The 22796-nt window shown below is 66.0% G+C and carries 24 protein-coding genes; 8 read left to right on the forward strand and 16 right to left on the reverse strand.

Translation table 11 applies throughout. From position 1 onward, the window contains the following. The first annotated feature begins 1 nt into the window (after position 1). Genes P7B02_RS15570 through arsC form a run of 3 tightly spaced genes read left to right on the forward strand, consistent with a single transcriptional unit; the run spans position 2 to position 2042 of the window. A complete protein-coding gene (locus P7B02_RS15570; protein WP_277787267.1) occupies positions 2–520 on the forward strand; it encodes an arsenate reductase ArsC in 519 nt (172 codons plus the stop codon). 38 nt (positions 521–558) lie between these two features. After that, positions 559–1629, forward strand: a complete 1071-nt coding sequence (arsB, locus tag P7B02_RS15575) for an ACR3 family arsenite efflux transporter (protein ID WP_277787560.1) — start codon at positions 559–561, stop codon at positions 1627–1629. 5 nt (positions 1630–1634) lie between these two features. Continuing rightward, positions 1635–2042 (forward strand): arsenate reductase (glutaredoxin), encoded by a 408-nt coding sequence (gene arsC, locus P7B02_RS15580; protein WP_277787268.1) that lies wholly within the window; start codon positions 1635–1637, stop codon positions 2040–2042. A 9-nt stretch (positions 2043–2051) separates the two neighbouring features. On the opposite strand, the gene P7B02_RS15585 is transcribed toward arsC, so the two are convergent. The 4 genes from P7B02_RS15585 to P7B02_RS15600 form a co-directional block, all read right to left on the reverse strand. Beyond that, positions 2052–2564 carry an arsinothricin resistance N-acetyltransferase ArsN1 family A gene (locus tag P7B02_RS15585; protein ID WP_277787269.1) on the reverse strand — a complete coding sequence of 171 codons (513 nt, stop codon included), beginning with the start codon at positions 2562–2564 and terminating at the stop codon, positions 2052–2054. Beyond that, entirely contained in the window at positions 2557–2910 is a 354-nt protein-coding gene (locus P7B02_RS15590) for an ArsR/SmtB family transcription factor (RefSeq protein ID WP_277787270.1), read from the reverse strand. Before P7B02_RS15590 ends, P7B02_RS15585 begins: the two co-directional genes overlap by 8 nt. A gap of 55 nt (positions 2911–2965) precedes the next feature. Next, positions 2966–3460 carry a hypothetical protein gene (locus P7B02_RS15595; RefSeq protein ID WP_277787271.1) on the reverse strand — a complete coding sequence of 165 codons (495 nt, stop codon included), beginning with the start codon at positions 3458–3460 and terminating at the stop codon, positions 2966–2968. A gap of 82 nt (positions 3461–3542) precedes the next feature. Continuing rightward, positions 3543–4082, reverse strand: coding sequence for a hypothetical protein (locus tag P7B02_RS15600; RefSeq protein WP_277787272.1), 540 nt, complete (start codon positions 4080–4082; stop codon positions 3543–3545). A gap of 245 nt (positions 4083–4327) precedes the next feature. Here P7B02_RS15600 and P7B02_RS15605 point away from each other — a divergent pair, with 245 nt between their 5' ends. Next, complete coding sequence (locus P7B02_RS15605) at positions 4328–6196, forward strand: ATP-dependent nuclease (RefSeq protein WP_277787273.1); 1869 nt, start codon at positions 4328–4330, stop codon at positions 6194–6196. Positions 6197–6226: 30 nt separating this feature from the next. On the opposite strand, the gene P7B02_RS15610 is transcribed toward P7B02_RS15605, so the two are convergent. The 3 genes from P7B02_RS15610 to P7B02_RS15620 form a co-directional block, all read right to left on the reverse strand. Next, entirely contained in the window at positions 6227–7156 is a 930-nt protein-coding gene (locus tag P7B02_RS15610) for a nucleotidyl transferase AbiEii/AbiGii toxin family protein (RefSeq protein ID WP_277787274.1), read from the reverse strand. Beyond that, a complete protein-coding gene (locus P7B02_RS15615; RefSeq protein ID WP_277787275.1) occupies positions 7140–7556 on the reverse strand; it encodes a DUF6088 family protein in 417 nt (138 codons plus the stop codon). Before P7B02_RS15615 ends, P7B02_RS15610 begins: the two co-directional genes overlap by 17 nt. A 134-nt stretch (positions 7557–7690) precedes the next feature. Beyond that, on the reverse strand, positions 7691–9169 hold the full coding sequence (locus tag P7B02_RS15620) for a tyrosine-type recombinase/integrase (protein ID WP_277787276.1): 1479 nt from the start codon (positions 9167–9169) through the stop codon (positions 7691–7693). Positions 9170–9511: 342 nt separating this feature from the next. Between P7B02_RS15620 and P7B02_RS15625 the strand changes: the two genes are divergently transcribed. Next, on the forward strand, positions 9512–10681 hold the full coding sequence (locus tag P7B02_RS15625; RefSeq protein ID WP_277787277.1) for a benzoate/H(+) symporter BenE family transporter: 1170 nt from the start codon (positions 9512–9514) through the stop codon (positions 10679–10681). Between the two features lies 1 nt (position 10682). On the opposite strand, the gene P7B02_RS15630 is transcribed toward P7B02_RS15625, so the two are convergent. The 5 genes from P7B02_RS15630 to P7B02_RS15650 all read right to left on the reverse strand — a co-directional run bounded on the left by P7B02_RS15630 (position 10683) and on the right by P7B02_RS15650 (position 13863). Beyond that, entirely contained in the window at positions 10683–10982 is a 300-nt protein-coding gene (locus tag P7B02_RS15630) for a hypothetical protein (RefSeq protein WP_277787278.1), read from the reverse strand. Between the two features lie 159 nt (positions 10983–11141). Next, the gene (locus tag P7B02_RS15635) at positions 11142–11522 is read right to left on the reverse strand and encodes a hypothetical protein (RefSeq protein ID WP_277787279.1); all 381 of its coding nucleotides are present in this window, start codon (positions 11520–11522) and stop codon (positions 11142–11144) included. Positions 11523–11585: 63 nt separating this feature from the next. Continuing rightward, the gene (locus P7B02_RS15640; RefSeq protein ID WP_277787280.1) at positions 11586–12044 is read right to left on the reverse strand and encodes a lysozyme; all 459 of its coding nucleotides are present in this window, start codon (positions 12042–12044) and stop codon (positions 11586–11588) included. Next, positions 12041–12775, reverse strand: a complete 735-nt coding sequence (locus P7B02_RS15645) for a DUF2793 domain-containing protein (protein ID WP_277787281.1) — start codon at positions 12773–12775, stop codon at positions 12041–12043. Before P7B02_RS15645 ends, P7B02_RS15640 begins: the two co-directional genes overlap by 4 nt. Positions 12776–12855: 80 nt before the next feature. Beyond that, a complete protein-coding gene (locus P7B02_RS15650; protein ID WP_277787282.1) occupies positions 12856–13863 on the reverse strand; it encodes an NAD(P)H-dependent flavin oxidoreductase in 1008 nt (335 codons plus the stop codon). 139 nt (positions 13864–14002) lie between these two features. Here P7B02_RS15650 and P7B02_RS15655 point away from each other — a divergent pair, with 139 nt between their 5' ends. Beyond that, complete coding sequence (locus P7B02_RS15655) at positions 14003–15820, forward strand: methylmalonyl-CoA mutase family protein (protein WP_347276657.1); 1818 nt, start codon at positions 14003–14005, stop codon at positions 15818–15820. 2 nt (positions 15821–15822) lie between these two features. Next, the gene (scpA, locus tag P7B02_RS15660) at positions 15823–17991 is read left to right on the forward strand and encodes a methylmalonyl-CoA mutase (protein WP_277787283.1); all 2169 of its coding nucleotides are present in this window, start codon (positions 15823–15825) and stop codon (positions 17989–17991) included. Here the strand turns inward: scpA and P7B02_RS15665 are convergent. The 3 genes from P7B02_RS15665 to rlmJ form a co-directional block, all read right to left on the reverse strand. Beyond that, positions 17939–18373: a DUF4112 domain-containing protein gene (locus P7B02_RS15665; protein ID WP_277787284.1), complete on the reverse strand. Its 435-nt coding sequence runs from the start codon at positions 18371–18373 to the stop codon at positions 17939–17941. The two genes, scpA and P7B02_RS15665, sit on opposite strands and share 53 nt — an antisense overlap. Positions 18374–19191: 818 nt before the next feature. Beyond that, the gene (locus P7B02_RS15670) at positions 19192–19779 is read right to left on the reverse strand and encodes a helix-hairpin-helix domain-containing protein (protein ID WP_277787285.1); all 588 of its coding nucleotides are present in this window, start codon (positions 19777–19779) and stop codon (positions 19192–19194) included. 92 nt (positions 19780–19871) lie between these two features. After that, positions 19872–20696, reverse strand: a complete 825-nt coding sequence (gene rlmJ, locus P7B02_RS15675) for a 23S rRNA (adenine(2030)-N(6))-methyltransferase RlmJ (protein ID WP_277787286.1) — start codon at positions 20694–20696, stop codon at positions 19872–19874. A 66-nt stretch (positions 20697–20762) separates the two neighbouring features. Between rlmJ and P7B02_RS15680 the strand changes: the two genes are divergently transcribed. Beyond that, positions 20763–21788, forward strand: a complete 1026-nt coding sequence (locus P7B02_RS15680) for a DNA topoisomerase IB (RefSeq protein ID WP_277787287.1) — start codon at positions 20763–20765, stop codon at positions 21786–21788. On the opposite strand, the gene P7B02_RS15685 is transcribed toward P7B02_RS15680, so the two are convergent. Further along, positions 21785–22765, reverse strand: coding sequence for a helix-turn-helix transcriptional regulator (locus P7B02_RS15685; RefSeq protein ID WP_277787288.1), 981 nt, complete (start codon positions 22763–22765; stop codon positions 21785–21787). The genes P7B02_RS15680 and P7B02_RS15685 overlap by 4 nt on opposite strands. Positions 22766–22796 lie beyond the last annotated feature (31 nt).

Genomic DNA, 22796 nt, shown 5'->3' on the forward strand with positions numbered 1-22796 from the left:
CATGAGCGACAAGGTCTATAACGTCCTCTTCCTTTGCACCGGCAACTCGGCGCGCTCGATCCTCGCCGAGGCGCTGATGAACGCCGAGGGCCAGGGCCGCTTCAAAGCCTATTCGGCGGGCTCGATGCCAAACGGACGGGTCAATCCACACACCCGTCCTATCGTCGAAGGTCTCGGCTTCAACTTCGACGATTTCCGCTCGAAGGCTTGGGACGAGTTCTCCGGGCCGGACGCGCCGCAACTCGATTTCATCTTCACCGTCTGCGACAACGCCGCCGGCGAAGTCTGCCCCATATGGCCGGGCCAGCCGATGACCGCGCACTGGGGCCTGCCCGATCCGGCCGCCGTCGAAGGCAGCGAGGCCGAGATCGCCGCAGCGTTCTCCGATACGGCGCGCATGCTGGGCAACCGCATCCGCCTCTTCCTCAACCTGCCGCTGGCCTCCATCGACCGCATGTCGCTCCAGACCAAGCTGCGCGAAATCGCCGATCAGACTCGCGCCGACGAGGCTGCCCAATGAGCATCGAGCCGCCCTCCCCCGCCGAAGGCAAACAGGCCATGTCGCGCTTCGAGCGCTTCCTGACGGTCTGGGTCGCCCTTTGCATCGTCGCTGGCGTTGGCCTTGGGCACCTGTTCCCCGGAGTCTTCCAGGCCGTCGGCGGGGCTGAAGTCGCCAATGTGAATCTGCCGGTGGCGGCGCTGATCTGGCTGATGATCATCCCCATGCTGATGAAGGTCGATTTTGGCGCTATGCGTCAGGTCGGCCGTCACTGGCGCGGGATCGGCGTCACGCTCTTCATCAACTGGGCGGTGAAGCCGTTCTCCATGGCGGCCCTGGGCGCCGTCTTCATCGGCTACCTCTTTCGGCCCTATCTGCCGGCCGGCGAGATCAACAGCTACATCGCCGGCCTGATCCTGCTGGCGGCGGCTCCGTGTACGGCCATGGTTTTCGTCTGGAGCAACCTTACCCGTGGCGAGCCGCACTTCACGCTTAGCCAAGTGGCGGTGAACGACGCCATCATGATCGTCGCCTTCGCGCCAATCGTCGGCCTACTGCTGGGCCTATCGGCCATCACGGTGCCTTGGGCGACTTTGATGCTGTCGGTGGGCCTCTACATCGTCGTTCCGGTCGTGCTGGCCCAGGTGCTGCGTACGATGCTGCTCAAGCAAGGCGGCGACGCCGCGCTTCAACGTGTGCTTGGCCGCATAGGGCCGGTGTCCCTGACTGCTCTACTGGCGACACTGGTTCTGCTGTTCGGATTCCAGGGCGAGCAGATCATTTCGCAGCCGGCGATCATCGCCCTTCTGGCCGTGCCGATCCTGATCCAAGTCTATTTCAACGCTGGCCTTGCCTACTTTCTCAATCGTGCCACCGGCGAGGCCCATTGCGTGGCGGGGCCTTCGGCCCTGATCGGCGCCAGCAACTTCTTCGAACTGGCCGTGGCCGCCGCCATCAGTCTGTTCGGGTTCTCCTCGGGCGCGGCTTTGGCGACCGTGGTCGGCGTGCTGATCGAGGTGCCGGTCATGCTGACCGTGGTGGCCATCGTGAACCGCTCCAAGGGATGGTACGAGCGCGGCGCTGCGGTCCAACGGGTGGCGGCGCGTTGCGCCCCGCCGATCACGAGGTGAGCCCCATGACTGATTTTCCCATCACCATCTTCCATAACCCCGCCTGCGGCACGTCGCGCAACACCGTCGCCATGGTCCAAGCCGCCGGCTACCGGCCACAGGTGATCGAGTATCTTCAGACGGGGTGGTCGCGCGAACAGCTCGACGAGCTGCTGACGGCTATGAACGCAAGACCGCGCGACATCCTGCGCGACAAGGGGACGCCTGCCGCCGAACTTGGCTTGCTCGATCCCACCGTCTCTGACGAGGCCATTCTTGAGGCGATGATCGCCCATCCGATCCTTGTGAACCGGCCGATTGTCGTCACGCCGAGGGGCGTGAAGCTGTGCCGGCCATCCGAGGCGGTGCTGGATCTGCTCGACCGCAGGCCCGACAGCTTCACGAAGGAAGATGGCGAGCTGGTCCGGCTGTGACCTAAAGGTCTAGGAGATGTTCTCGGCGATCAGGCGCTCGACGATCACGCAGTCGCGCCAGACACCGTCGAGTTTGCCGTGCTTTTCATGCACGCCGATCTCCTTGAAGCCGACCTTGGCCATCAAGGCGCGGCTGGCGCTGTTCTCCACGAAAATCCGCGAGAGAAGCTTCCAGCCGCCGGCGGAGTGAACGGCGTCGATCAACGCGCCCATGGCCGCCTCGCCCACCTTTTGGCCTCGCCAGTTGCGGTGAACATAGACGCTGAACTCGTAGATTCCGGCGTAGCAGCAGCGATCTGAGTAGGCGAAGGCGGCGGCGAAGCCGGCCACTTCCCCGTCGACCTCGGCGACCACGATAGGCGCCCCCGCCTCGAACCAGCCGGCCATCTGCTCCGTTGATCGCGCAGAGGTCTCGAAGGTGGCGACCCTATCCTCAATGCCCTGATTGTAGATTTCGGCCATAGCAGCAGCGTCGACGCGCGTCGCCGTCCGCAAGCGCACGCCAGCCTGAGCGCTAAGCATTGGCTTCAGGCCGGCATTGGCTGCGCAAGACGATGTCGGCGAGGGAGGCGCAGATTTCCGGCGAGCCTGCGCAGCAATCCTGCATCAGGTACTCCAGCAGCGCGGTCATCGCCTCGAAGTGGGCCGAGTAGATCACCGAGCGGCCCTCTCGACGGCTGTCGATCAGTCCGGCATTGGCCAGGATCGTCAGATTGGACGACAAGGTGTTGGGGGGAACCTCAAGGCGGCGGGCGATCTCGCCGGCCGCGATGCCTTCGCGTCCCGCCTGCACCAACATCCGGAAGGTCGAAAGCCTCCCTTGGTGCGCGAGGGCGGAGAGAGCAGTGACCGCAGGCTTCATTTCCATAGTTCATCCATAGCGGAAATGAGCCGCCCCACAATCATGCTCTCTCGATGGAGGCCTAATGCGCCCTTGGCACCCGGAATTTGAACGATCCAGAACCTTTGGAGGTCGTCAATGTGCAGGCGCCTCCAGCAGCTTCGCCAAACGGGCAGGCTTCAGCACCCACCACAGCAATCTCGAGCGCCGAGTCTGATGCGCCACGGTAGGTGCATTCCGACTGGGTCAGCTTGCTATTTGCGAAGCTGGCCCGCTGCGCCGACAGGATAACGGTCTGGTTCAGTCCATCGACGACCATGCGGCACTGCATCTGCCAGCGGCCCTCCCCCTTTACTGCAACGCCAGGCGTCGCCCCGACCGCGTCCGCGGCCTGCGCACTCGACGCCATTGCGGCCAAAACCGCCGCCATTACCCAGCCCTTCATCGAACAACTCCCCGTTGATTTCGGTATTTCGACGATATCGGAATCTTCGAATATTGATAGCGGAAAATCGGCAGATCGCGCGATGAAGTGCGTGAAGCCCACTGCGAACCCGCTTGGCAGAATGCCGCTCATGACACAGCGCACGCGACGACAACGGGGCCAAAGCAGTAGATTTCGGCTGTGAGCGCGCCTGTGCGCGACGCCGCTCCGGCCTTTAGGTCGCGAACGCGGCTTCGCTGGCGAGATTGCCAGCGAGAGCATCGTCCAGCGCTTGCCCAAAAGTGCGACGGACCTGCCGTTGCCGCCATTTTGGCATGGCTGGAGCGTCCTCGGTCATTTGCATCTTCTCAAGCACTCTCCACCAGCCGCTGCACAAGGCGTCGAAGCTGCTCACAGCGACTGAGCACCTATCGGGGTCTTTGCTGAAATGCTCGAGCACATAGCCTGGCGGGATATCCTCATCGCCTTCGTACCAAATCAGACGCACTTCTCCGCCCGGCCACCCGCTCTGTCTTAGATTGGCATGCTTGGCCGTATTGGCGATGGCCTCACATACCGCTTGGGTCGGCAGTTCTTGAGCGACGAGCGCTTTGAAGGCGGCCTTGTTGAATTTGGGACCACCTCTGCGTTGGCGCTTGACCAGCGTAGCCTCGACCCAATCCGGTAAGCTCTGCGCGGCGATGCACACATTGATCGCGGCATAGCAAAGCGGTTCAGGCTCATCTGGATAGTTGACTTGGATGTCGTGGAACACCTGAGCGTCCCAGGCCAGCTTTGACCACTGGGCCACAGCACTCCCGATGATCGCGGTGTGATGGACCGCGTCGGCGGTCGGGGCGGATGATCTTCTGCTCATTGACGCAGACTAGAACATGACCGCGAGGTCGCCCCGTGGAGAATATGCCGCAGCGTGTGTGAATCCACTGAGGTCGCGGCTTGGTTGTTGACGGGCTACGGTCAAGCCCCCAATGGCCAAGCTTCTGAGCATGGACTGCGCCGATGACTTCTACGCCCCCACCAAAGACCCTCGAGTGGCCGCTCGGCGTTCCCCTCCTAGGGGTTAGCGGCGCAATTCACGGCCACATCAAGCTACGCCCTGGCATCACCACCTTGGTGGGCCCCAATGGGAGCGGCAAAACCAGGGCGTTGCGGTCAATCAGCTCCATTCTTTCCGCCACGCCCGTGCTCGCCGGGAAAAAGCGCCGTTTTCTATCGGCGGGGCGCGCCAGCCCCTTTGAGCAGTACAGGTCAGCCATGATGCACCCTGGCCATCTGGAGAGAGATGATGCCGCCGTCGGGAATGCGAGCTACCTCAACCAATGGTCGGAGATCGAAAGCGTCACCGGCGACATCATGGCGCTCAGCCGTCGTGCAGATCTAAAGCTCAAGGTCGAGGCTCGACTGCAGCAATTGCTGGATCGAAGCATCGAGCTTCAATGGTCACAGTCCGGGCTTAGCCCGCGGTTCAGCCCTTTGAAAGGCGGCGGCCCATACCCCGCCAACGTCGAGGCGAGCGGCATCTTACAGCTGGTGGCTCTTCTTGCGGCCATCCACAACGACGAGATCGGGGCGCTGCTCATCGATGAGCCCGAGATTTCGCTCCACCCACAGCACCAAGCCTTCCTTCTCGAAGAGATGGCGACCGTGGCGGGCGATCCGGCCGAGCCGAACAAGAAGCTGATCATCATCGCCACCCACGCCCCAGGCCTGCTGTCCCTCCGGGCTGCTGACGATCTGCCGGGACTTGTCTTCTTCAACGACATTGCCTCCCCTCCCAAGCAGGTCGAAGCCGGTGAAGCGTTGCTGCGAAACAAGAAGGTGGCGGCCACGGTCGCGCGTCTCGGCGCAACCCACCGCATGGCCATGTTCGCGCAGCGGGTGCTGTTGGTGGAAGGCCCCAGTGATGAGATCGTGGCCGCCGAACTTGCCCGTTCCCTGGGTACGCCGCTTATGGCTCGAAACGTTCAAATTCTACCCGTGGGTGGGAAGGGGCAGTTTCCCGAGGTCGCCAAGCTTTTCACCCTAATGGGCAAGACCGTCGCCGTGCTGGCCGACCTCGATGCGCTGGCTGATGACAACACGCTGGTGAACTTCTTCAGCAACCTGCCCAGTGCGGAGACGGTGGCAGGCAAAGCCGGACATGGCAGCGTCGCAAAGCTCGATCGGGACCTGCGGACCGACCTCGTGGCCTTCATGGGCAAGCACAAAGATGCGGTTGACGAAGCGGCTGCGGCCTATCCGGCCTGGTTCAAAGACGCCGCTGAGGAGACAGGCAAGAAGCGACTGACGCTCGCGCGCGTTCTGACATCGCCCAAGAGCTTTGGCGGCGCTGCGGCGGCCCCTGCCGAGGCCCTCAGCCTGCGATACCAAGCACTCCTCGGAATTCTCGGTGAGCTGGGGTGCTACATCCTTCGCGCTGGCGCGATCGAAAACTACTTCGTTACGCCGCAGGCAGATCAATCCAAGCTGGACGCAGCCACATTGGAAGCGGCTTCCTTTTCCCAGTCCGACAAGGCTACCCTCAAGGCAGGCTTTCAAGACGTCGATGCAGCGCTCACCTTCATCTCGCCTACTCGCGCGGTCGACGAGAACCTGCTTTTGCGACCTAAGTTGGCGGCTGTCTTGGGCGCAGTGTTCCAATCCATGACGGTGACGTCGCCCGACGCAGAGCTGCTCGCCGTCGCGCGCGGGCACCTCGGCCAGGATGCTGTGGTCTTCGGCATCGCCAATCGGTCCACTGAAACGCTGCGGAAGGTGGAGGTCTCCATGGCTTCGCCGCTGTTTGACCAACCCACCTTCCCCTTCGTGATCGGAGAGGACGAAAACCTCAATGAAAAGGTCCGAACCGTCCTTCCGGCAAGGGCTTGAATTGGGGGAATTCTACGCGCGCCGCACTTCTCAGACGTGGCACTTCGCCGGCTCCGCTTTGAGGCCGACCACGGCGGAGCAGATTTCGGTCACCACGCCCCAGGCTGCACCGAAGGACGGCTTGTCGCCAAAGACCATGTCGTCCATGAGCCGGCCATACCCATCCACGAAGAGCTTGTCCTCGGACAGCTTTGCGATCACCGCTAAGGTCTCGGCCATGGGGTCAGCTTGATAGGCTTCGGCGCCGCGCGCTTTTTCCGCATCCATGACTTCGACGGCCAGCGCCACGAGATCGTTTAGATCGCAGGCGCCTCGCAAGCAGTGCAGGTCATACACGTGCCGCACCAAGGTAGGATCAAGCTCCTCACCGCGGCTGTAGGCCTTCCCCGCTCTGCGCGCCAGACCAACAAACTTGTCCGCTCCCGTATCGACCAGCGAAACGCATCGCACAGACACGAGCTCTGGCCCGGCTCTGCGGGCCTCGGCGACGAATGAGCTGACTGCAAGCTCGATCGTCGGCCTCCGAACAGGAAAGCCCGCCGACAGCTCGATCTTAATCTCTGGGCGCAGGACGCCGTCGCCCTTGATGATCGGCGCGTAAGGCAGGTCGTAACGAACATAGGTGTCGCGATGATCGACATGCCGCCGCTCGGCGTCGAAGCCGGCCGCTTCCAGCCGCCGGGTCACCTCTTGGCGGAAACGCGTCAGAGCCCTCCCGCCCTTCCCCTCGGCTCCCACGATCCGAAAGTCGATATCCTCCGACATCCGCTTGATCAGCCGATGAGCGCGACCCAATGCCGTGCCGCCGCCGAAGGCCAGCCCCATGCCTTCCAGAGATACGTCGTGGATTGCGCTCAACGCTCGAACGACGTGCCAGTCCTTCTCGACCAAGGCCGCCGAAGGAAGGCCATGGAACTCCTGGACTTCGCGAAGGAGACGCTCGTCAGGCCGATCTTTCAAGGCGCAGCTCCCGACGTCCATCGGACAGCTTTCGACTGAACCGACCTTTGATCTTCACCGTCGGATTGACGGGGATTTGGGTGCTGCGGCCTTCGTTGTAGGCCCGCTCGTTATCGCTCGGCTCCCAATCCACCTTCAGCCTCGTCAAGGCTTGACGCGCCGCGCCTGCAAAACCGTTGGGGCTGTCAATCATGGGCCTGCCGCTCAGGCTCGACACGGTGGCTCGCACATAAACGCCATAACCCATACGAAACAGGCGTCCGTCGGCGACCAACTGACGAAGGGCTCTCAACACCTGATCCTCGCCGGCGAAGGCTTGAAAATCGCGCGGCAGAAAGACGTCGCGGTGCGCCTTGGCGATCCTGCTAGCCATTTTCTGCTTCAAAGATTGTGAAGCCATGCAAAGACCTCTCTGCAAAAACCCGACAATCATATTATCAAAAACCCGACAAAATGGATATGCAAAAACCCGACATTCATATCGCTCATCTAATTGTTGGATAATTCCTTTTTGGAATTCACATCTCAAAGATATCAGGCCGCATTCGCAGCGAGGTTTCGCCACGCATCGAGATCCCCCTGCGCATAGACCACCCGCCGTCCGATTTTCCTGAACCGCGGCCCGGTGCCCATCCACCGATAGGTCTGCAGCGTTCCCACGGTGTGACCCAGATAGGCCGCCGCGGCTGGCGTATCGAGCCACTTGGTCTCCACCACAGCACCCAGCAGACCACCCTGCCCCGGCGCCGGGGCCGCCGCTACCGCGCGAAGCGGCTTGGGCTCAGCGGCCGCCTTAAGCCCCATCATCGTCGCCGCCTCATGGGAGATGCGGTCGGCGGCGGCTTTCAGGGGATGATCGGCCAGGTGGGAATAGCGCTGGGTCGTGGAGGCCGTGCGATGGCCAAGCAAGGCTCCGACGATCACCAAGCTGTCGCCGCCTGCGACACCCAAGCTTGCGAAGGCATGCCGCAGGTCGTGAATGCGGACATCCTGCAGCCCGGCGGCGGCCCGGATGCGCTCCCAGGCCGACTGCAGATCGGCGAGACGCCCTACCTCTCCGCGACCGGGCAGAAGATACGGATTGCCGACCACCTCAGGAATTCCTTGGATCACCTCAAGCGCGGCGGCCCCGAGATGGACGACCTTGGAGCCAGTCTTGCTGTCGGGCAGACGCAGGCAGCGGTTATGAGTGTCGATCCAGACGCGGTGAAGCCCTAGGATTTCGTTCTTGCGGCAGCCGGTGAGCACCAACAAACGGATGGCGTAGACGGCGAAGGGGTTTTCGACCCCAAGCGCCTCGGCGGCCGCTAGGGCCTCGCCTAGGCGCGCCAGCTCCCGGGGCGACAGGAACCGCTCCAGCTTCTTCTCCGGAAATTTGCGGACGCCCCGCACGGGATTGTCAGGCCGCACGCCACGCCGAATGGCGAAGGTGAAGGCGGCGCCCAAGGTCGCGATCGCTGAGTTGGCGGCGCCCTTGCCGCCCCTCACCCGCGACACGCCGCGCCGCTTGCCCGTCCGCCGACGGACGGCGGACTTCCCTGCGGCGATGTCCAGAAGAAGCTTGTCGACATCTTCGGGTGTGACAGAGGCGGCCCGGACCGCTCCGATCATCGGCTTGATGTGATTGTCCAAATCCGACCGGGCCGTCGCCACCGATCCTGGCTTACGCGTCGCCAGTCCTTCGGTCAGGTATAGCTCGCACATCTGGGCGATGGTGATCGCCTTGCGATCTACGGCCTTCTTGGCCTGAGGATCCGAGCCTTCGACAACCTTGCCCTGCAAGGCCAGCGCCCGCCCCCGGGCGGTCTCGACGGTCCAGGGTGAGCCATGCAGGCCGATGTTGAAGCGGCGCGACCGTCCCTCCACCCGATATTGCACCACGTATGTGCGACGTCCCGCGGGGGTGACCTTGAGGCCGAAGCCGACGACTTCGCTATCCCAGATGAAATAATCTTGGGACCGGGCGGTGGCGGCGTCCACGAGCCGCTTGGTGAGTTTGACGCGGGCGCCCATGAGGGCCTCCAGGCTATTGAACTTGCGACCCCAGCCCGCGCCCTTCCAGTAAGCACATAGTAAGCGCGCGGCGGCTAGTAAGCGCGAATAGCTTCGCACACGAAAAACCTAAGTCAATGATTTATCGTGCTTTTTCGCACTTTAGCGTAGCCTTAGGACGGCTTGGTAAGGCTGAGGTCGGCAGTTCAATCCTGCCCGGCGGCACCACGGGGGCCCAGATCATCGATCTGGGCCCCCGCCACTTTCCAGACAATCTGATCAAATCGCTCTCAGAGACGCGGATTCCCCTGCGCGCTCAGCGCCCGGACTGATGCCCCGTGCGAAAAATGGGATAGGTGAATCATGCTTCGCCGCCTGCCCCCGATTCCCGCCTGGTCCTCGGCCCTCATCGCCGCCCTGATCGGATTCGGCGGAACCGTGGCGCTGGTGGTCCAGGCCATGCGCACCCTCGGCGCTTCGGTGGAGCAGGCCGGGTCAGCGGTCACCGCGCTTTGCCTGGGAATCGCCATCGCCGGCGGGCTGCTGTCTTTCCGCGTGAGAATGCCCATCGTTCTGGCGTGGTCCACGCCCGGCGCCGCGCTTCTGGCCGCCACAGCCTCTGGCCTCGCCTGGCCGTCGGCGGTCGGGGCGTTTCTGGCGGCCGGCCTCTTCATGGCGGTGCTGGGCTTGGTGCCTGCCCTCGGACGTCTGGCGGCGAAAATTCCGGCGTCCGTCGCCTCCGCCATGCTGGCAGGCGTCCTGCTGCCCTTCTGCCTGGGCCTGTTCAAGGTCGCGGCGGTCGATCCGCTGCTGGTCACCCTGTTGGTGGCGGTGTTCCTCGCGGCCCGGCAACGCGCGCCGCTTTACGCCCTGCCGCTGGTTCTCGTCGTGGGCGTCGGCCTCACCCTTTTCCGCGGCGACATCGGCCAGCTCGCTCCGGGCGCAACTTTCGGCGCCTTGGCGCCCGTGGTTCCGGCTGTCGACGCCCGGGCGATCATCAGCATCGCCCTGCCGTTGTTCCTGGTGACGCTGGTGTCGCAGAACCTTCCCGGCCTCGTCGTTCTCCGCACGGCCGGTTACGAGCCCAAGCCTGGACCGCTGCTGGTGGGGACCGGCGTCGCCACTATGATCGCCGCACCGTTCGGAGCTCATGCGGTCAACCTGGCGGCCATCACCGCCGCCATCTGCACCAGCCAGGACGCTCATCCGGACAAGACCAAGCGCTGGACGGTGGGCCTCATCTACGCCGGCTTCTATCTTGTGCTGGCCTTCTTCGCCCCGGCCCTGGTTCGGCTGTTCCTGGCCCTGCCCTCGTCGGTGATTCTGTCTTTGACGGGCATCGCTCTGGTCCCCGCCCTGATCGGCGCCATGGAGACCATGCTGGCGACGCCGGAGGATCGCGACGCCGCGACCATCACCTTCCTGGCCACAGGTTCGGGTCTGGCGCTCTTCGGCCTCGGCGCCGCCTTCTGGGGCCTGCTTGCGGGCTTTGCAGCCCTCGGCGCCAAGGCGCTGCTTCGGCGGAGCAAATAGTTCAGCCGCGCCGCCGCGTCTTCTGCTGCATCAACCGGGCATAGTGCGCAAACAAGGGCTTCAGCGGGATCGCATCGCTCCCCGGAACCGCAACGGGACCTCGGGGCGGCGTGTCGCGATACTTCCTCAGAAGTCCGCCTTTGTTCGGCGGCGGCGAGGCCTGAAGATCGGTCTCACCGCCTTTCAGGCTTTCAACCGACGCAGGCCGCGTCTCGGGGCCATCCTCCGGATCCGAGAAAGTCAAATAACGCAGGTTCGGCTGATTGATGCGGGAAAGCAGCCCCTGAACATCTTCCGCCATTTCAACTACGCCACGTCGTGGAAATGCTAGTGAAGGCTACAGGCATCAACTTTAAGTTGCACAAACTATATTTGCACAATTCAAAATACATACACCTCTCCTAGTAAATCGGAGAGACAACACTTTGATCTACAGCAAAGTTTCTCAGCGATTTCGCGACTAGGCGCCGCGCAGCACGGCCCCGACCAGTGCGCCGAACACCAGGGCGCTGGCCGCGATGATCACAGTGCGGGTGTGAACCGTATTCCATAGACGCTGGTGCAGCGGCTGATCGGCCGGCTCAGGCTCGACCTCAGGCGTCGGATTGTTCTCGAAGGCGATGCTGGTGGCCCCCGCACGCTCATCGGCGATCTGATAGAGAACCTCCGCCGCCTCAGGTCCCTGGAAGGGCAGGCCCAGGGTGGCGGCGGCGTCGTTCACGAGCGCAGACAGGGCCGCGACCTTGTCGGTCTGGCTGAGGCCCTGGGCGGCGACGAAATGCGCAGACGCGACCGTCCGCCCTTCGTTCTGAACCACCGCATTGCGCACATTCACGCCCATCTCGGCCTCCTCGTCTGAGATCAATGTAGGCCATAAATGCGTTAGCGCCAGCGGCAGGTATGGTTACGCCGCCTCAGATCGCCAAAGCTTGATCTCGGCCGCCCGCCGATTGACCAGCCCCTTCAGGCGGACGCCTCCCGCATGGACGAAACGCGCCATCTGATTGGGGACCTCGTCTAGCCGCCCCTCACACAGCAGCCTCCAGATCGTCCACTCCGCTCCGGCGCCCAGGTTGAAGACGAAGGACAGCAGGGCCGCGTACTGGTTGTCGTTCAGGCGGTCGACCGCCTCCCGGCCGATGCGCCTCTCCAGGCGTTCGCCAGCCGTCAGCACATCCTCGACCAGCCAGGCCCGGGCGATCGCGGGATTGATCCTGAAGCCCTGGCCAAAGCCCTGCCCCGTATGGCCGTACCCCACGGTCCAGACGCCGCCGGAGTCGCGATAGGCCTCCAGCCGCAGCCCCTCCCAGGCCATGACCAGCTTATAGGCGGCAACGGGGACTTCGCGGGGTGACACGCTCATGCCGCCGCCCCATCGAAGGTCATCAGGTGGATCGACAGCCTTACCTTGCCGCCGGTGAAGGCGCCGCCCGCGGCGGTCAGCACCACCGGCGTGTCGGCATAGAATGCGGTCGGCCCCACCACCCCGATGTTCGTGCTGCCAAGGGCCGCGCCGAGCAGCGAGCCGAACTTGCCCGCCTCCCCCGCCACGCCGCAGCTATAGCTGCTCGCCCCAGTCACTGTCTGGGTCGTGCGGGTGGAGACGCCCAGGACGATGGCGCGCGACGGAATGACCACCGTGCTGACCACGCTGCCGCCCGCCAAGGTCAGTTCCTGCTCGCGAATCTCGAACCGCGTCGCCGCGCCTCTGGGCGAGAGGGCGGCGGTCAGGTTGCGGAAGGTGGAGGACAGCGCGGTCCAGCCGGCTTCCGTACGAACGGCCAGCACCTGCTCGTCGGCGATCCAGGCCAGGAAGCCCGGCTGGACCGGCAGCACCTCCCACGCCCCCGTCTCGAACCGCATCAGGGTTCCAGCCGGGCGGCCGGACCAGTCCGACCCCGTGGCGCCGGCGGGCAGGATATGCAGAACTCCGTCAGCCGGGCTCGCCGGCTGAGCCGCCGTCGCGCGGCTGGCCACGGCCGGCTGCACCAGCCCGTCCAGACGGCTCAGGGCCTCGTTGAGGGTGACATGCTTCTGGGCCTGGCCGGCCGCCAGGTAGGGCAGCCCCAGGCGGGGCGTCGCGTCATCGGACAAGGGCGTCTCTCCGTTCCGGAAAAGACGCCCAGCATCAGGCCGCCCCGGCGGGGGCGGATTTGTCGTCGGCTATCCCCGCCTTATTCGGCGGCGAAAGCCAAAGAGCGGCCGCCAGTCAGAGCGGTCTTGGCGGCCAGTTCGGCCTTGGCGGCCTCGTACTCGGCCGACATGCGGGCGATCAGGTCGCCGGCGGACAGCACGTCTTTCACCGCCCCCACGCCCTGGCCGGCGCCCCAGATATCCTTCCAGGCCTTCTTCGCCGAGTTGCCGCCCGAGCCGAAATTCATGGCCGACGGGTCGCTGACCGGCAGGTTGGCGGGGTCCAGGCCGGCCGCCACGATCGACGGCGCCAGATAGTTGCCGTGCACCCCGGTGAACAGGTTCGAATAGACGATGTCGTCCGCGCCGCTGTCGACGATCATCTGCTTGTAACCCTCGACCGCATTGGCTTCCTTGGTGGCGATGAAGGCCGAGCCCACATAGCCCAGGTCCGCGCCCGCCGCCTGCGCCGCCAGGATCGAGCGGCCGTGGGCGATAGCGCCGGACAGGGCGACCGGCCCGTCGAACCACTCGCGGATCTCCTGCAGCAGGGCGAAGGGCGACAGCACCCCCGCATGGCCGCCCGCGCCCGCCGCCACCGGGATCAGGCCGTCGGCGCCCTTCTCGATGGCCTTGTGGGCGAAGCGGTTGTTGATCACGTCGTGCAGGGTGATCCCGCCATAGGAATGGACCGCGTGGTTGAGGTCCTCACGTGCGCCGAGCGAGGTGATGATGATCGGAACCTTGTGCTTCACGCACAGCTCCACATCCTCCTCCAGGCGGCTGTTGGACTTGTGGACGATCTGGTTCACCGCGAAGGGCGCACTCGGCGCGTCGGGATTGGCCTTGTCATAGGCCGCCAGCTCTTCGGTGATCTGGTGCAGCCATTCGTCCAGTTGCGAGATCGGCCGCGCGTTCAGCGACGGGAACGAACCCACCACCCCCGCCTTGCACTGGGCCAGCACCAGCTCCGGCCCGGAAACGATGAACATGGGCGAGCAGATGATCGGCAGGCGCAGGCGGTCACGCAGAATGGGCGGCAGGGCCATGGTCGTCTCTCCCGACGGCTTATTGATGTACGATGTAAGTAAAACGTCTGTTCCAAGCGCGCAAGCACCGCTTGACTGACCTTGGGGACGGGGCGCATGACCGAAGAAAAAATGCTGCATCGCGGCGGGAGCAAGCAGGTTGGCTGACGAAACCCTCAAGCTGGCGGACGATTTCACCCCGCCCTCCCACGCCGATTGGATGGGTCTGGTCGACAAGACCTTGAAGGGCGCCGACTTCGGCAAGCGGCTGGTCCGCCGCACCTATGACGGCCTTTCGATCCAGCCACTCTACACCGAGGCGCCGGACGTGGTCCGCGACCTCCGCCCGCGCGATCCGCGGGTCCCCTGGGACATCCGCGTCGCCGTCGCCCATCCCGATCCCGCCCGCGCCAACGCCGAGGCTCTGAAGGATCTGGAGAACGGCGCTGTCTCCGTCACCCTGCGCCTGGATCCGACCGGCCAGGACGGGATCGCCGTGGGCGCCGCCTCCGACCTCGCCCGCGTGCTGGACGGCGTCTATGTGGACATGGCTCCCGTGGCGCTGGAGGCCGGCTTTCTCGGCCCCAGGGCCGCCGACTGGCTCGCGCCCCTGGCCAAGAACGCCCCCGCCGCCCCCCTCGCCTTCCATCTCGATCCTCTGACCGCCTGGGCGCAGGCCGGGATCAGCCCCGGGCCGATCGAAAGCCACATCGTCAGCGCCGCCACCGTCGCGGCGCGGCTGGTCCAGTCCTATCCCAAGGCCGAGCTGTTCCTGGCCTCCGGCCGCGCCGCGCATGAGGCCGGGGCCGCCGACTCCCAGGAGCTAGGGGTCATGGCCGCCGCCGCCATCGCCTACGCCAAGGCCCTGGTCCGCGCCGGCCTGCCCATGGACAAGGCCTTGGCCGGGATCACCCTGGGCGTCAGCCTGGACGGCGAATACTTCACCGGCGTCGCCAAGGTCCGCGCCGCCAAGGCCATCTGGGCGCGCATCACCGCCGCCTGCGGCGCGGATGTCCCGGTCCGCATCGAGGCCCGCTCCTCGCAGCGCATGCTCAGCAGGCTGGACCCGTGGACCAACCTGCTGCGCCTCACCGCCGCCGGCTTCGCGGGCGCCGTGGGCGGGGCCGACGCCGTGCGCATCGGCTGCTTCACCGACGCCATCGGCCTGCCCACCGCCTTCGCCCGCCGCCAGGCCCGCAACACACAGCTTGTCCTCATGGAGGAGAGCGCCCTGGGCCGCGTGGCCGACCCGGCCGGCGGCGCCTGGTATCTCGACACCCTCACCGACCAGCTGGCCCAGGCCGGCTGGGCCGCCTTCCAGGCCATCGAGCAGGCCGGCGGGATCATCGCCGCCCTTGAGGCCGGGGCCATTCAGGACGAGGTCGACAAGGCCCGCGCCGCCCGCCTCGCCGCCGTGGTCTCGCGCAAGGACGGCCTGGTCGGCGCCTCCGAGTTCCCGAACATCTCGGAGACCGTGGTGGAGACCGAATCCGCCGCGCCGACTCCCGCCGCCGAGCACCCCGACGTCCGCCTGCCTGGCCCGGACAGCAAGTGCCGCCCTCTGCCCCCCATGCGGCTGTCAGAGCCTTTCGAAGCGCTGCGCGACCGGGCCGCCGCATCGAAGCCGGCGGTCTTCCTGGCCACCCTCGGCGCACCCACGGACTACACCGCTCGCCTGACCTTCGCCCGCAACCTGTTCGCCGCCGGCGGGGTCGCCGCCGAGGTCGGGACAATGGACGAGTACGATCCCGCCAAGGCCGCCCTGGCCATCCTCTGCTCCTCCGATGAGAAGTATGCCGAAGAGGCCGGCCGCGCCGCCAAGACGCTCAAGGCCGCGGGTGTGAAGCACCTCTACCTCGCCGGCAAGCCCGGCGACCTGGAGCGCGAACTGAAGGCCGATGGGGTGGACGAGTTCGTCTTCGCCGGCATGGACGCCGTGGCGGTCCTCGACCGCGCCCTCTCGATGACGGGAGCCTGATCATGAGCCAGTTCCCCGACTTCGCGACCCTGCCCTGGACCACGGGCGAAACCGTCGCTCACTCCACCAACGGCGACGCCTGGGCCACGCCGGAAGGCGTCGACATCAAGGCCGCCTACACCGCCGACGACGTGGAGGGGCTGGACTTCCTTTCCGGCTACCCCGGCCTAGCGCCCTTCGGCCGCGGCCCCTACCCGACCATGTATGTGACCAACCCGTGGACCATCCGGCAGTACGCCGGCTTCTCCACGGCCGAGGAGTCGAACGCCTTCTACCGCCGCAACCTGGCGGCCGGTCAGATGGGCCTGTCGGTGGCCTTCGACCTGGCCACCCACCGGGGCTACGACTCGGACCACGAGCGGGTCACGGGCGACGTCGGCATGGCCGGCGTGGCCATCGACTCCATACTCGACATGCGCACCCTGTTCAGCGGCATCCCGCTCGACAAGATGAGCGTGTCCATGACCATGAACGGCGCCGTGCTGCCGATCCTGGCGCTCTACATCGTCGCGGCCGAGGAACAGGGCGTGCCCGCCGCCAAGCTGAGCGGCACGATCCAGAACGACATCCTCAAAGAGTTCATGGTGCGGAACACCTACATCTATCCGCCCCAACCTTCGATGCGGATCATTTCCGACATCTTTTCATATACTTCGCGCGAAATGCCGAAGTTCAACTCGATCTCGATCAGCGGCTACCACATGCAGGAGGCCGGCGCTTCCGCCGACCTGGAGCTGGCCTACACCCTGGCCGACGGCATCGAGTACATCCGCGCCGGCGTCGCCGCCGGCATGGACGTGGACCAGTTCGCGCCGCGCCTGTCTTTCTTCTGGGCCATCGGCATGAACTACTTCATGGAGGTGGCGAAGATGCGGGCCGCCCGCCTGCTCTGGGCCCGCCTGGTGAAGCGGGAGTTCAATCCCAAGGATCCGCGCAGCCTGTCCCTGCGCACCCACAGCCAGACCTCCGGCTGGTCCCTGGCCGCCCAGGACGTGTTCAACAACGTCGCGCGCACCTGCGTTGAGGCCATGGCCGCCGTGAACGGCCAGACCCAGAGCCTGCACACCAACAGCCTTGACGAAGCCCTGGCTCTGCCCACGGACTTCTCCGCCCGCATCGCCCGCAACACCCAGCTGTTCCTCCAGATGGAAAGCGGCACGACCCGGGTGGCCGACCCTTGGGGCGGCAGCTGGTATGTGGAGCGCCTGACCCACGACCTCGCCGCCCGCGCCCTCAAGCACATCGAGGAGGTCGAGGCCCTCGGCGGCATGGCCAAGGCCATCGACCAGGGCCTGCCCAAGCTGCGCATCGAGGAAGCCGCCGCCAAGACCCAGGCCCGCATAGACAGCGGTCGCCAGACCGTGGTCGGCGTCAACCGTTACAAGCCGGAGGTCGAGGACGACATCCCGGTGCTCAAGGTCGACAACACCTCGGTCCGCAACCAGCAGCTCGAAAAACTGGCCCGCCTGAAGGCCGAGCGTGACCCAAAGGCGCTGGAAGCGGCGCTCAAGGCGCTGGAGGACGGCGCGCGCGGCGACGCCAACCTGCTGGCCCTGGCCGTGGACGCCGCCCGCGCCAAGGCCACGGTGGGCGAGATCAGCATGGCGCTGGAAAAGGTGTTCGGCCGCCACCGCGCCCAGATCAAGGCCATTGAGGGCGTCTTCCTCCGCGAAGCCGGCGACGACCCCGTCGCCCAGCGCGCCCGGGGCATGGCCCGCGCCTTCGAGGAGGCCCACGGCTCCAAGCCCCGCATCATGGTCGCCAAGATGGGCCAGGATGGCCACGACCGGGGCCAGAAGGTGGTCGCCACCGCCTTCGCCGACTTCGGCTTCGACGTGGAGATCGGCCCCCTCTTCCAGACTCCCGCCGAAGCGGCTCAGGAGGCGGTGGAGAATGACGTCCAGGTGGTGGGCGCCAGCTCCCTGGCCGCCGGCCACCTGACCCTGGTGCCGGAGCTGAAGAAAGAGCTCGCCCGTCTGGGTAGAGAGGACATCATCGTGGTGGTCGGCGGTGTCATCCCGCCGCAGGACTTCCAGGCCCTGCGCGACGCCGGCGCCGCCGCCATCTTCCCGCCGGGCACAGTCGTGGCTGAAGCCGCCGTGGAGCTGCTGGAGCAGCTCAACCGGCAGCTGGGCTATGAGCAGCCGGAGGTGACTTCCCCCGCCGGCTGAACGGCCAGCGCTTGGTCGTGGCCGCGTCCGCGGGCTTGCCGTGGCGCGCCTCGATGTCCTTCTGCAGCGCGCGGGCCGCCATCAGGTGGCCCGGGAACAGGGTGTCCACCGCCCAGCCGACGATCGGCACGCCCGAACTGGCGGTGTCGGCGATCAGATAGGCCGCCATCCGCGCGATGGTCGCCCCACCTGCCTGTGAGCGCACCGCATGCGCCATAAGCAGACCGCCCACGCCCAGGCTGTAGGCGGCGTTGGCGCCCGGTATCCAGGCGATCACCCCGTCCAGTCCGATGCCGATCGGTCCGACGCCGACCAGACGGTCGGACAACCGCTTGATCGTCTCCGCATGCCGCCAGGCCTGATGGGCGTGTTCCTTGCTCATGCTGATGGAACGCGGATTGGGGAAGGAAGCTCCACTACGCACCTATCCTTCGCCCCATCCGGGGGACGGTGACTGCTGCGGTTCCCAAACTCCGTCACCCTAGGCCTTGTGCCTAGGGCCCAGAAACGGCTGAGCTTATTGGTGGAGTGCGGCGATGGTCGCCGCGCCAAGTCCTGCCGCTACGGAGTCTCTGGGTCCTAGGCACAAGGCCTAGGAAGACGAATGTGGGGCGGGGAGATCAGCGAACTTATCCGCCCCCATTCCACCTCCCGTAAGCTCCTGACCGTCCCCATCACGGGAAGGGCGCGCGGCCAGCGCTGTGTCGTGAGGGGGATGCGGTCGAGCGGGAAGCGCGACCGTCGGTGGTGGGAAGGAGGGGAGCGATCCCTGTCCGGACACTGCTCACGTCCCAAAGCGACGTGACATCGGCGGCGCGCAGCAGGCGTGAGGGGGTTACTCACGCGGACCGGGGCATCCCACGCTGGGGGAGCCCGCCCGTCGGAGGCTTCGTCGGCTAAGCGCTAAGAGCGCTGCCTACCGACAGCTCCCGGATAACGGCTCGCGCGGAGCGGAACGACCTGCGTCGAACCCGGCACTGCAAAAACTCCACCGCCTGACAAAGGTCAGGCCGCTCCGCCGCCCTTCCAACCTTGCGGGTTCTGATCCGTGAGAACGCGAAGCCATGTCTGCCTCCCTCTCCCTCGATGGGAGAGGGATCGAGGGTGAGGGTGATTGCTGAAGCTCAGCCGCGCTGAATCAACCGCCGCATCCCCCATCCCTGCCCTTCCCCTATCAAGGGGGAAGGACCGGACTTTGCCCTAGTGTGTCACAGCCTCGGCGAAGCGCTTGGCTTGAGCCACCCAGGCGTCACGAACCGCGCGGCCCTTGAGGTCCAGGTCGCGGTCCACCGCCTCCAGGTCTTCCTCGGTCCAGGCGGCGATCTCGGCGAAGGTGCGGACGCCTCGGGCGACCAGAGCCTCAGCAAGCTTCGGCCCGACGCCCACCAGGCGGGTCAGGTCATCGGCCAGTTCGGTGGATTCAGCGGCGATCGGCGGCGGCGCACCGGTCTCCACCGCCAGATCGCCCTGCTCCAGGGCCTCCAGCGTGACTTCCTCGACGGGTTCGAAAGCCGAAGCGACCGGAGCCGCGGCGGTCTCAACGATCTCTTGCGCTGCTTCGACCACAGCCTCGGCCGCCTCCACCTGGGGCGACATCAGGGCTTCCAGATTGGTCGGCTCAAGCATGGCCGACAGGCTGGAGACCTGCGTCCATCGGGTCATCCACCACCAGGCGGCCCCGGCAGCCGCCGCGGTTCCGAAGGTCCACCACAGGGGCGACACCACCCCGAGCGGAAAATGCAGGGCGCGCTCGGCGTCCGGGGAAAGCTTGGGAAATTCGCTGGCCATTGTCTCGATCTCCAAAGACCCGACATGTTGCAACGCAGCGTAACACAGTTAGCAAATGCGAAAAGGCGCCAAACGGTGACAGATTCGCGATGTCAGGTTCGCCAGATCCGCGCCTCCCCGCCCGCATCACCAAGGCGTTCGGCGACCCAATGACAGATGCTCGTCGCCGGCTCCACTACGGCCTCCGGCGCGCCCAGCATGACCATGGCGCAGCCGTTCATCTTCATGGGGTTGTTCAGCGGCCGCAGCCGCGATTCCGCCACCAACAGGGACGCATCGGCGGCGTCCTCCATCTCGCGCAGGAAACGGTCGAGGGTCTCCAGGTCCTTCAGCGGGACCCAAACGGCCAGGGACGCTTCGGGATTCTTGCGGCGGACCGCACCGGCGGCACGAGCGATCTGGGCATAGTCGTCGCCCCGCTCGAACGGCGGGTCGATCAGGACAAAGGCACGCCCCTTGGCCGGAATGCGCTCGACCGCCGCCGCATAGCCGTCTGTGTTCAGGGCCTCGGCGTTCGGGAACGGCTTCAGCGTGTCACGCAGGGTCGCCCAATCGTCCTCCCGCAGCTCGCAGGCGAAATAGCGGTCGGCCTTGCGAAGCGCCTGGGACACCAGCAGCGGCGAGCCGGGATAGAGCACGACCTCCCCGCCCCGGTTCATAGCCGCCACGGCGTCTTTCAGCGGCTGGAAGGCTGGCGGACTGTCAGCCGCCGCCATCAAGCGGAAGATACCCGCCGCCGCCTCGCCCGAACGGCGGGACATCTCGCCCGTCAGGTCATAGGCCCCGGCGCCGGAATGGGTGTCGACCACCGTCAGCGGCGCGCCCTCGCGCGTCAGGGCGCTCATCAGTGCGGTCAGCACGCCGTGTTTGACGAGGTCGGCGAAATTGCCGGCGTGAAAGGCGTGGCGGTAGTTCAAGGCGGCGGTCTCGGAAGCGGAACTGCCCCCTCGCCTACCACGTTCCGGCGGCGAAGGGACGCCCGCTTGCCGCGCAAAACCAAGACACCCGCCTGTCCGGAGGAGTTCGCCGCCGCCGCGGGCCTCACCTACGTCAATGACGGCGACCCCGGCTTCAGCCGGATGAGGACGGCCAAGGGCTTCAGCTATAGGGAGAAGGACGGCAAGGTCATCCGCGACGCCGCCGTCATCGACCGCATCAACAGGCTGGCCATTCCCCCCGCCTGGACCGACGTCTGGATCGCCCCCACCGCCGATGGCCACATCCAGGCCGTGGGCCGCGACGCACGGGGACGCAAGCAATACCGCTATCATGCCGACTGGCGCGCCATCCGCGACGACCACAAGTATGGCCGCACCGCCGCCTTCGGCCGCGCCTTGCCGAAGCTGCGCCGCCGGCTTGAGGAAGACCTCGCCAAGCGCGGTCTGCCCCGCGAAAAGGTCCTGGCCGCCGTGGTCAGCCTGCTGGAGCAGACCCTGATCCGGATCGGCAACGACGAATACGCCAAGACCAACAAGAGCTTCGGCCTGACCACCATGCGCAACCGGCATGTGAAGCTGACCGGGACCGGCGCGATCTTCGAGTTCCGGGGCAAGAGCGGCGTTCCACACAAGACCGGCTTCCAGGATCGTCGCCTGGCCCGCATCGTCCGCGCCTGCCAGGACCTGCCCGGCCAGCGCCTGTTCCAGTACGTGGACGATGACGGCCAGAGGCGGCCTGTCGAGTCCGCCGACGTGAACGCCTATCTGCGCGAAGCCATGGGCGAGGATTTCACCGCCAAGGACTTCCGCACCTGGGCCGGCACCCTGGCCATGGCGGAAGCCCTGTCGATGCAGCCTGAGCCCGAGAGCAAGACCGAAGCGAAAAGCACCCTCAACACTTGTGTGAAGGCCGTGGCCGGCATCCTGGGCAACACCGCCGCCGTCTGCCGCAAGTGCTACATCCACCCGGCCGTCTTCGACGCATTCGAGCGCGGCGACCTGGACATCCGTCCCGTGGGTCAGCGCCGCGATCGGGAGCTGAAACTGCTGAAGCTGCTCGACCCAGCCTAGGCCCGGTGCGCCGCCAGCGCCTTTTCCAGCTCCTGCACCAGCATCGTCTTAAGCGCGGGCGGCGAGACGACCCGCACCTTGTCCTGCCAGGTGAACAGGTGCCAGGCCAGCTCGAGCATGCCGCTGGCGCGGAAGGCGACGATCACCGAACCGTCCGCCTGCTTCTCCACCGACTGGTTGGCGTGGAAGCGCCAGCGCAAAGCATCCTCGGCGCCTTCGGGCGTGATGTGGAGCACCACATCCTCCACCGCCCCCTGGTAGATGCCGAAGCTCTGGTCGGCGAAGGCCTGCAGCGAAAATCCCTCCGGCGGCGCGGCGTGCCAGGGCATGACCTCCACGTCGCGAATCTTGTCCAGACGCCAGGTGCGCGGCTCGGGCGACTTGCCCTCCCCCGCCACCAGATAGTTGCTGCGGCCGAACATGACGCCGAAGGGCGTCACTTCCCGCTCGCGCCCCGGCTTCGACCCGCCGTCGTATTTGAAGCGCAGGGCGGTCAGGCCGGTGATCGCCGTGCGGATGGCGCTCAGGACGGCCGCGTCTTCCATGGGACGGGCTCCCGCGTGGACAGCGATGGTCTCGGCCTGGACCAGGGCCTCCATGTCGGGGGCCAGCCGGCGGCGGGCCTGGGCGCGCATGGCGGCCAGCAGCTTGCGCTCCAGGCTGTAGAGCGCTTCCGCCCGTGCTGTGCCGCCGCTGACCTTCAGAGAATCGGCCGCGGTGCGCAGGGCGACCATCTCGTCCGCCGTCGGCGCCTGGAACAGGCTGTCGAGACCCGACGGGATACGGAAACGCTTGGTCGGCGGGTCCTCCACCGCCTCCATCTGCGGGAAGACGGCCCAGACCGCGTCGCGCATCCGTTCCGCCGTCCGACGGCCGACGCCCAGGCCCTCCGCCATCTCATCCAGGGTCAAACCTTCGGCGGATCCTGCAAGCCGGCGCGCGAGGTCGAGGAGTAGTGCTGCCTTGTCGTGACGCATGTCGACACCATACGTCCGATTTTGTCGCAGC

This window comes from Caulobacter segnis (assembly GCF_029543125.1).
Classification (GTDB): domain Bacteria; phylum Pseudomonadota; class Alphaproteobacteria; order Caulobacterales; family Caulobacteraceae; genus Caulobacter; species Caulobacter segnis_D.

Bases quoted from the DNA above. Each gene is read 5' to 3' on its own strand.
- P7B02_RS15570 (WP_277787267.1), top strand. From the start codon at position 2: ATGAGCGACAAGGTCTATAACGTCCTCTTCCTTTGCACCGGCAACTCG.
- arsB (WP_277787560.1), top strand. From the start codon at position 559: ATGTCGCGCTTCGAGCGCTTCCTGACGGTCTGGGTCGCCCTTTGCATC.
- arsC (WP_277787268.1), top strand. From the start codon at position 1,635: ATGACTGATTTTCCCATCACCATCTTCCATAACCCCGCCTGCGGCACG.
- P7B02_RS15585 (WP_277787269.1), bottom strand. From the start codon at position 2,564: ATGCTTAGCGCTCAGGCTGGCGTGCGCTTGCGGACGGCGACGCGCGTC.
- P7B02_RS15590 (WP_277787270.1), bottom strand. From the start codon at position 2,910: ATGGAAATGAAGCCTGCGGTCACTGCTCTCTCCGCCCTCGCGCACCAA.
- P7B02_RS15595 (WP_277787271.1), bottom strand. From the start codon at position 3,460: ATGAGCGGCATTCTGCCAAGCGGGTTCGCAGTGGGCTTCACGCACTTC.
- P7B02_RS15605 (WP_277787273.1), top strand. From the start codon at position 4,328: ATGACTTCTACGCCCCCACCAAAGACCCTCGAGTGGCCGCTCGGCGTT.
- P7B02_RS15615 (WP_277787275.1), bottom strand. From the start codon at position 7,556: ATGGCTTCACAATCTTTGAAGCAGAAAATGGCTAGCAGGATCGCCAAG.
- P7B02_RS15620 (WP_277787276.1), bottom strand. From the start codon at position 9,169: ATGGGCGCCCGCGTCAAACTCACCAAGCGGCTCGTGGACGCCGCCACC.
- P7B02_RS15625 (WP_277787277.1), top strand. From the start codon at position 9,512: ATGCTTCGCCGCCTGCCCCCGATTCCCGCCTGGTCCTCGGCCCTCATC.
- P7B02_RS15630 (WP_277787278.1), bottom strand. From the start codon at position 10,982: ATGGCGGAAGATGTTCAGGGGCTGCTTTCCCGCATCAATCAGCCGAAC.
- P7B02_RS15635 (WP_277787279.1), bottom strand. From the start codon at position 11,522: ATGGGCGTGAATGTGCGCAATGCGGTGGTTCAGAACGAAGGGCGGACG.
- P7B02_RS15640 (WP_277787280.1), bottom strand. From the start codon at position 12,044: ATGAGCGTGTCACCCCGCGAAGTCCCCGTTGCCGCCTATAAGCTGGTC.
- P7B02_RS15650 (WP_277787282.1), bottom strand. From the start codon at position 13,863: ATGGCCCTGCCGCCCATTCTGCGTGACCGCCTGCGCCTGCCGATCATC.
- scpA (WP_277787283.1), top strand. From the start codon at position 15,823: ATGAGCCAGTTCCCCGACTTCGCGACCCTGCCCTGGACCACGGGCGAA.
- P7B02_RS15665 (WP_277787284.1), bottom strand. From the start codon at position 18,373: ATGAGCAAGGAACACGCCCATCAGGCCTGGCGGCATGCGGAGACGATC.
- P7B02_RS15670 (WP_277787285.1), bottom strand. From the start codon at position 19,779: ATGGCCAGCGAATTTCCCAAGCTTTCCCCGGACGCCGAGCGCGCCCTG.
- P7B02_RS15685 (WP_277787288.1), bottom strand. From the start codon at position 22,765: ATGCGTCACGACAAGGCAGCACTACTCCTCGACCTCGCGCGCCGGCTT.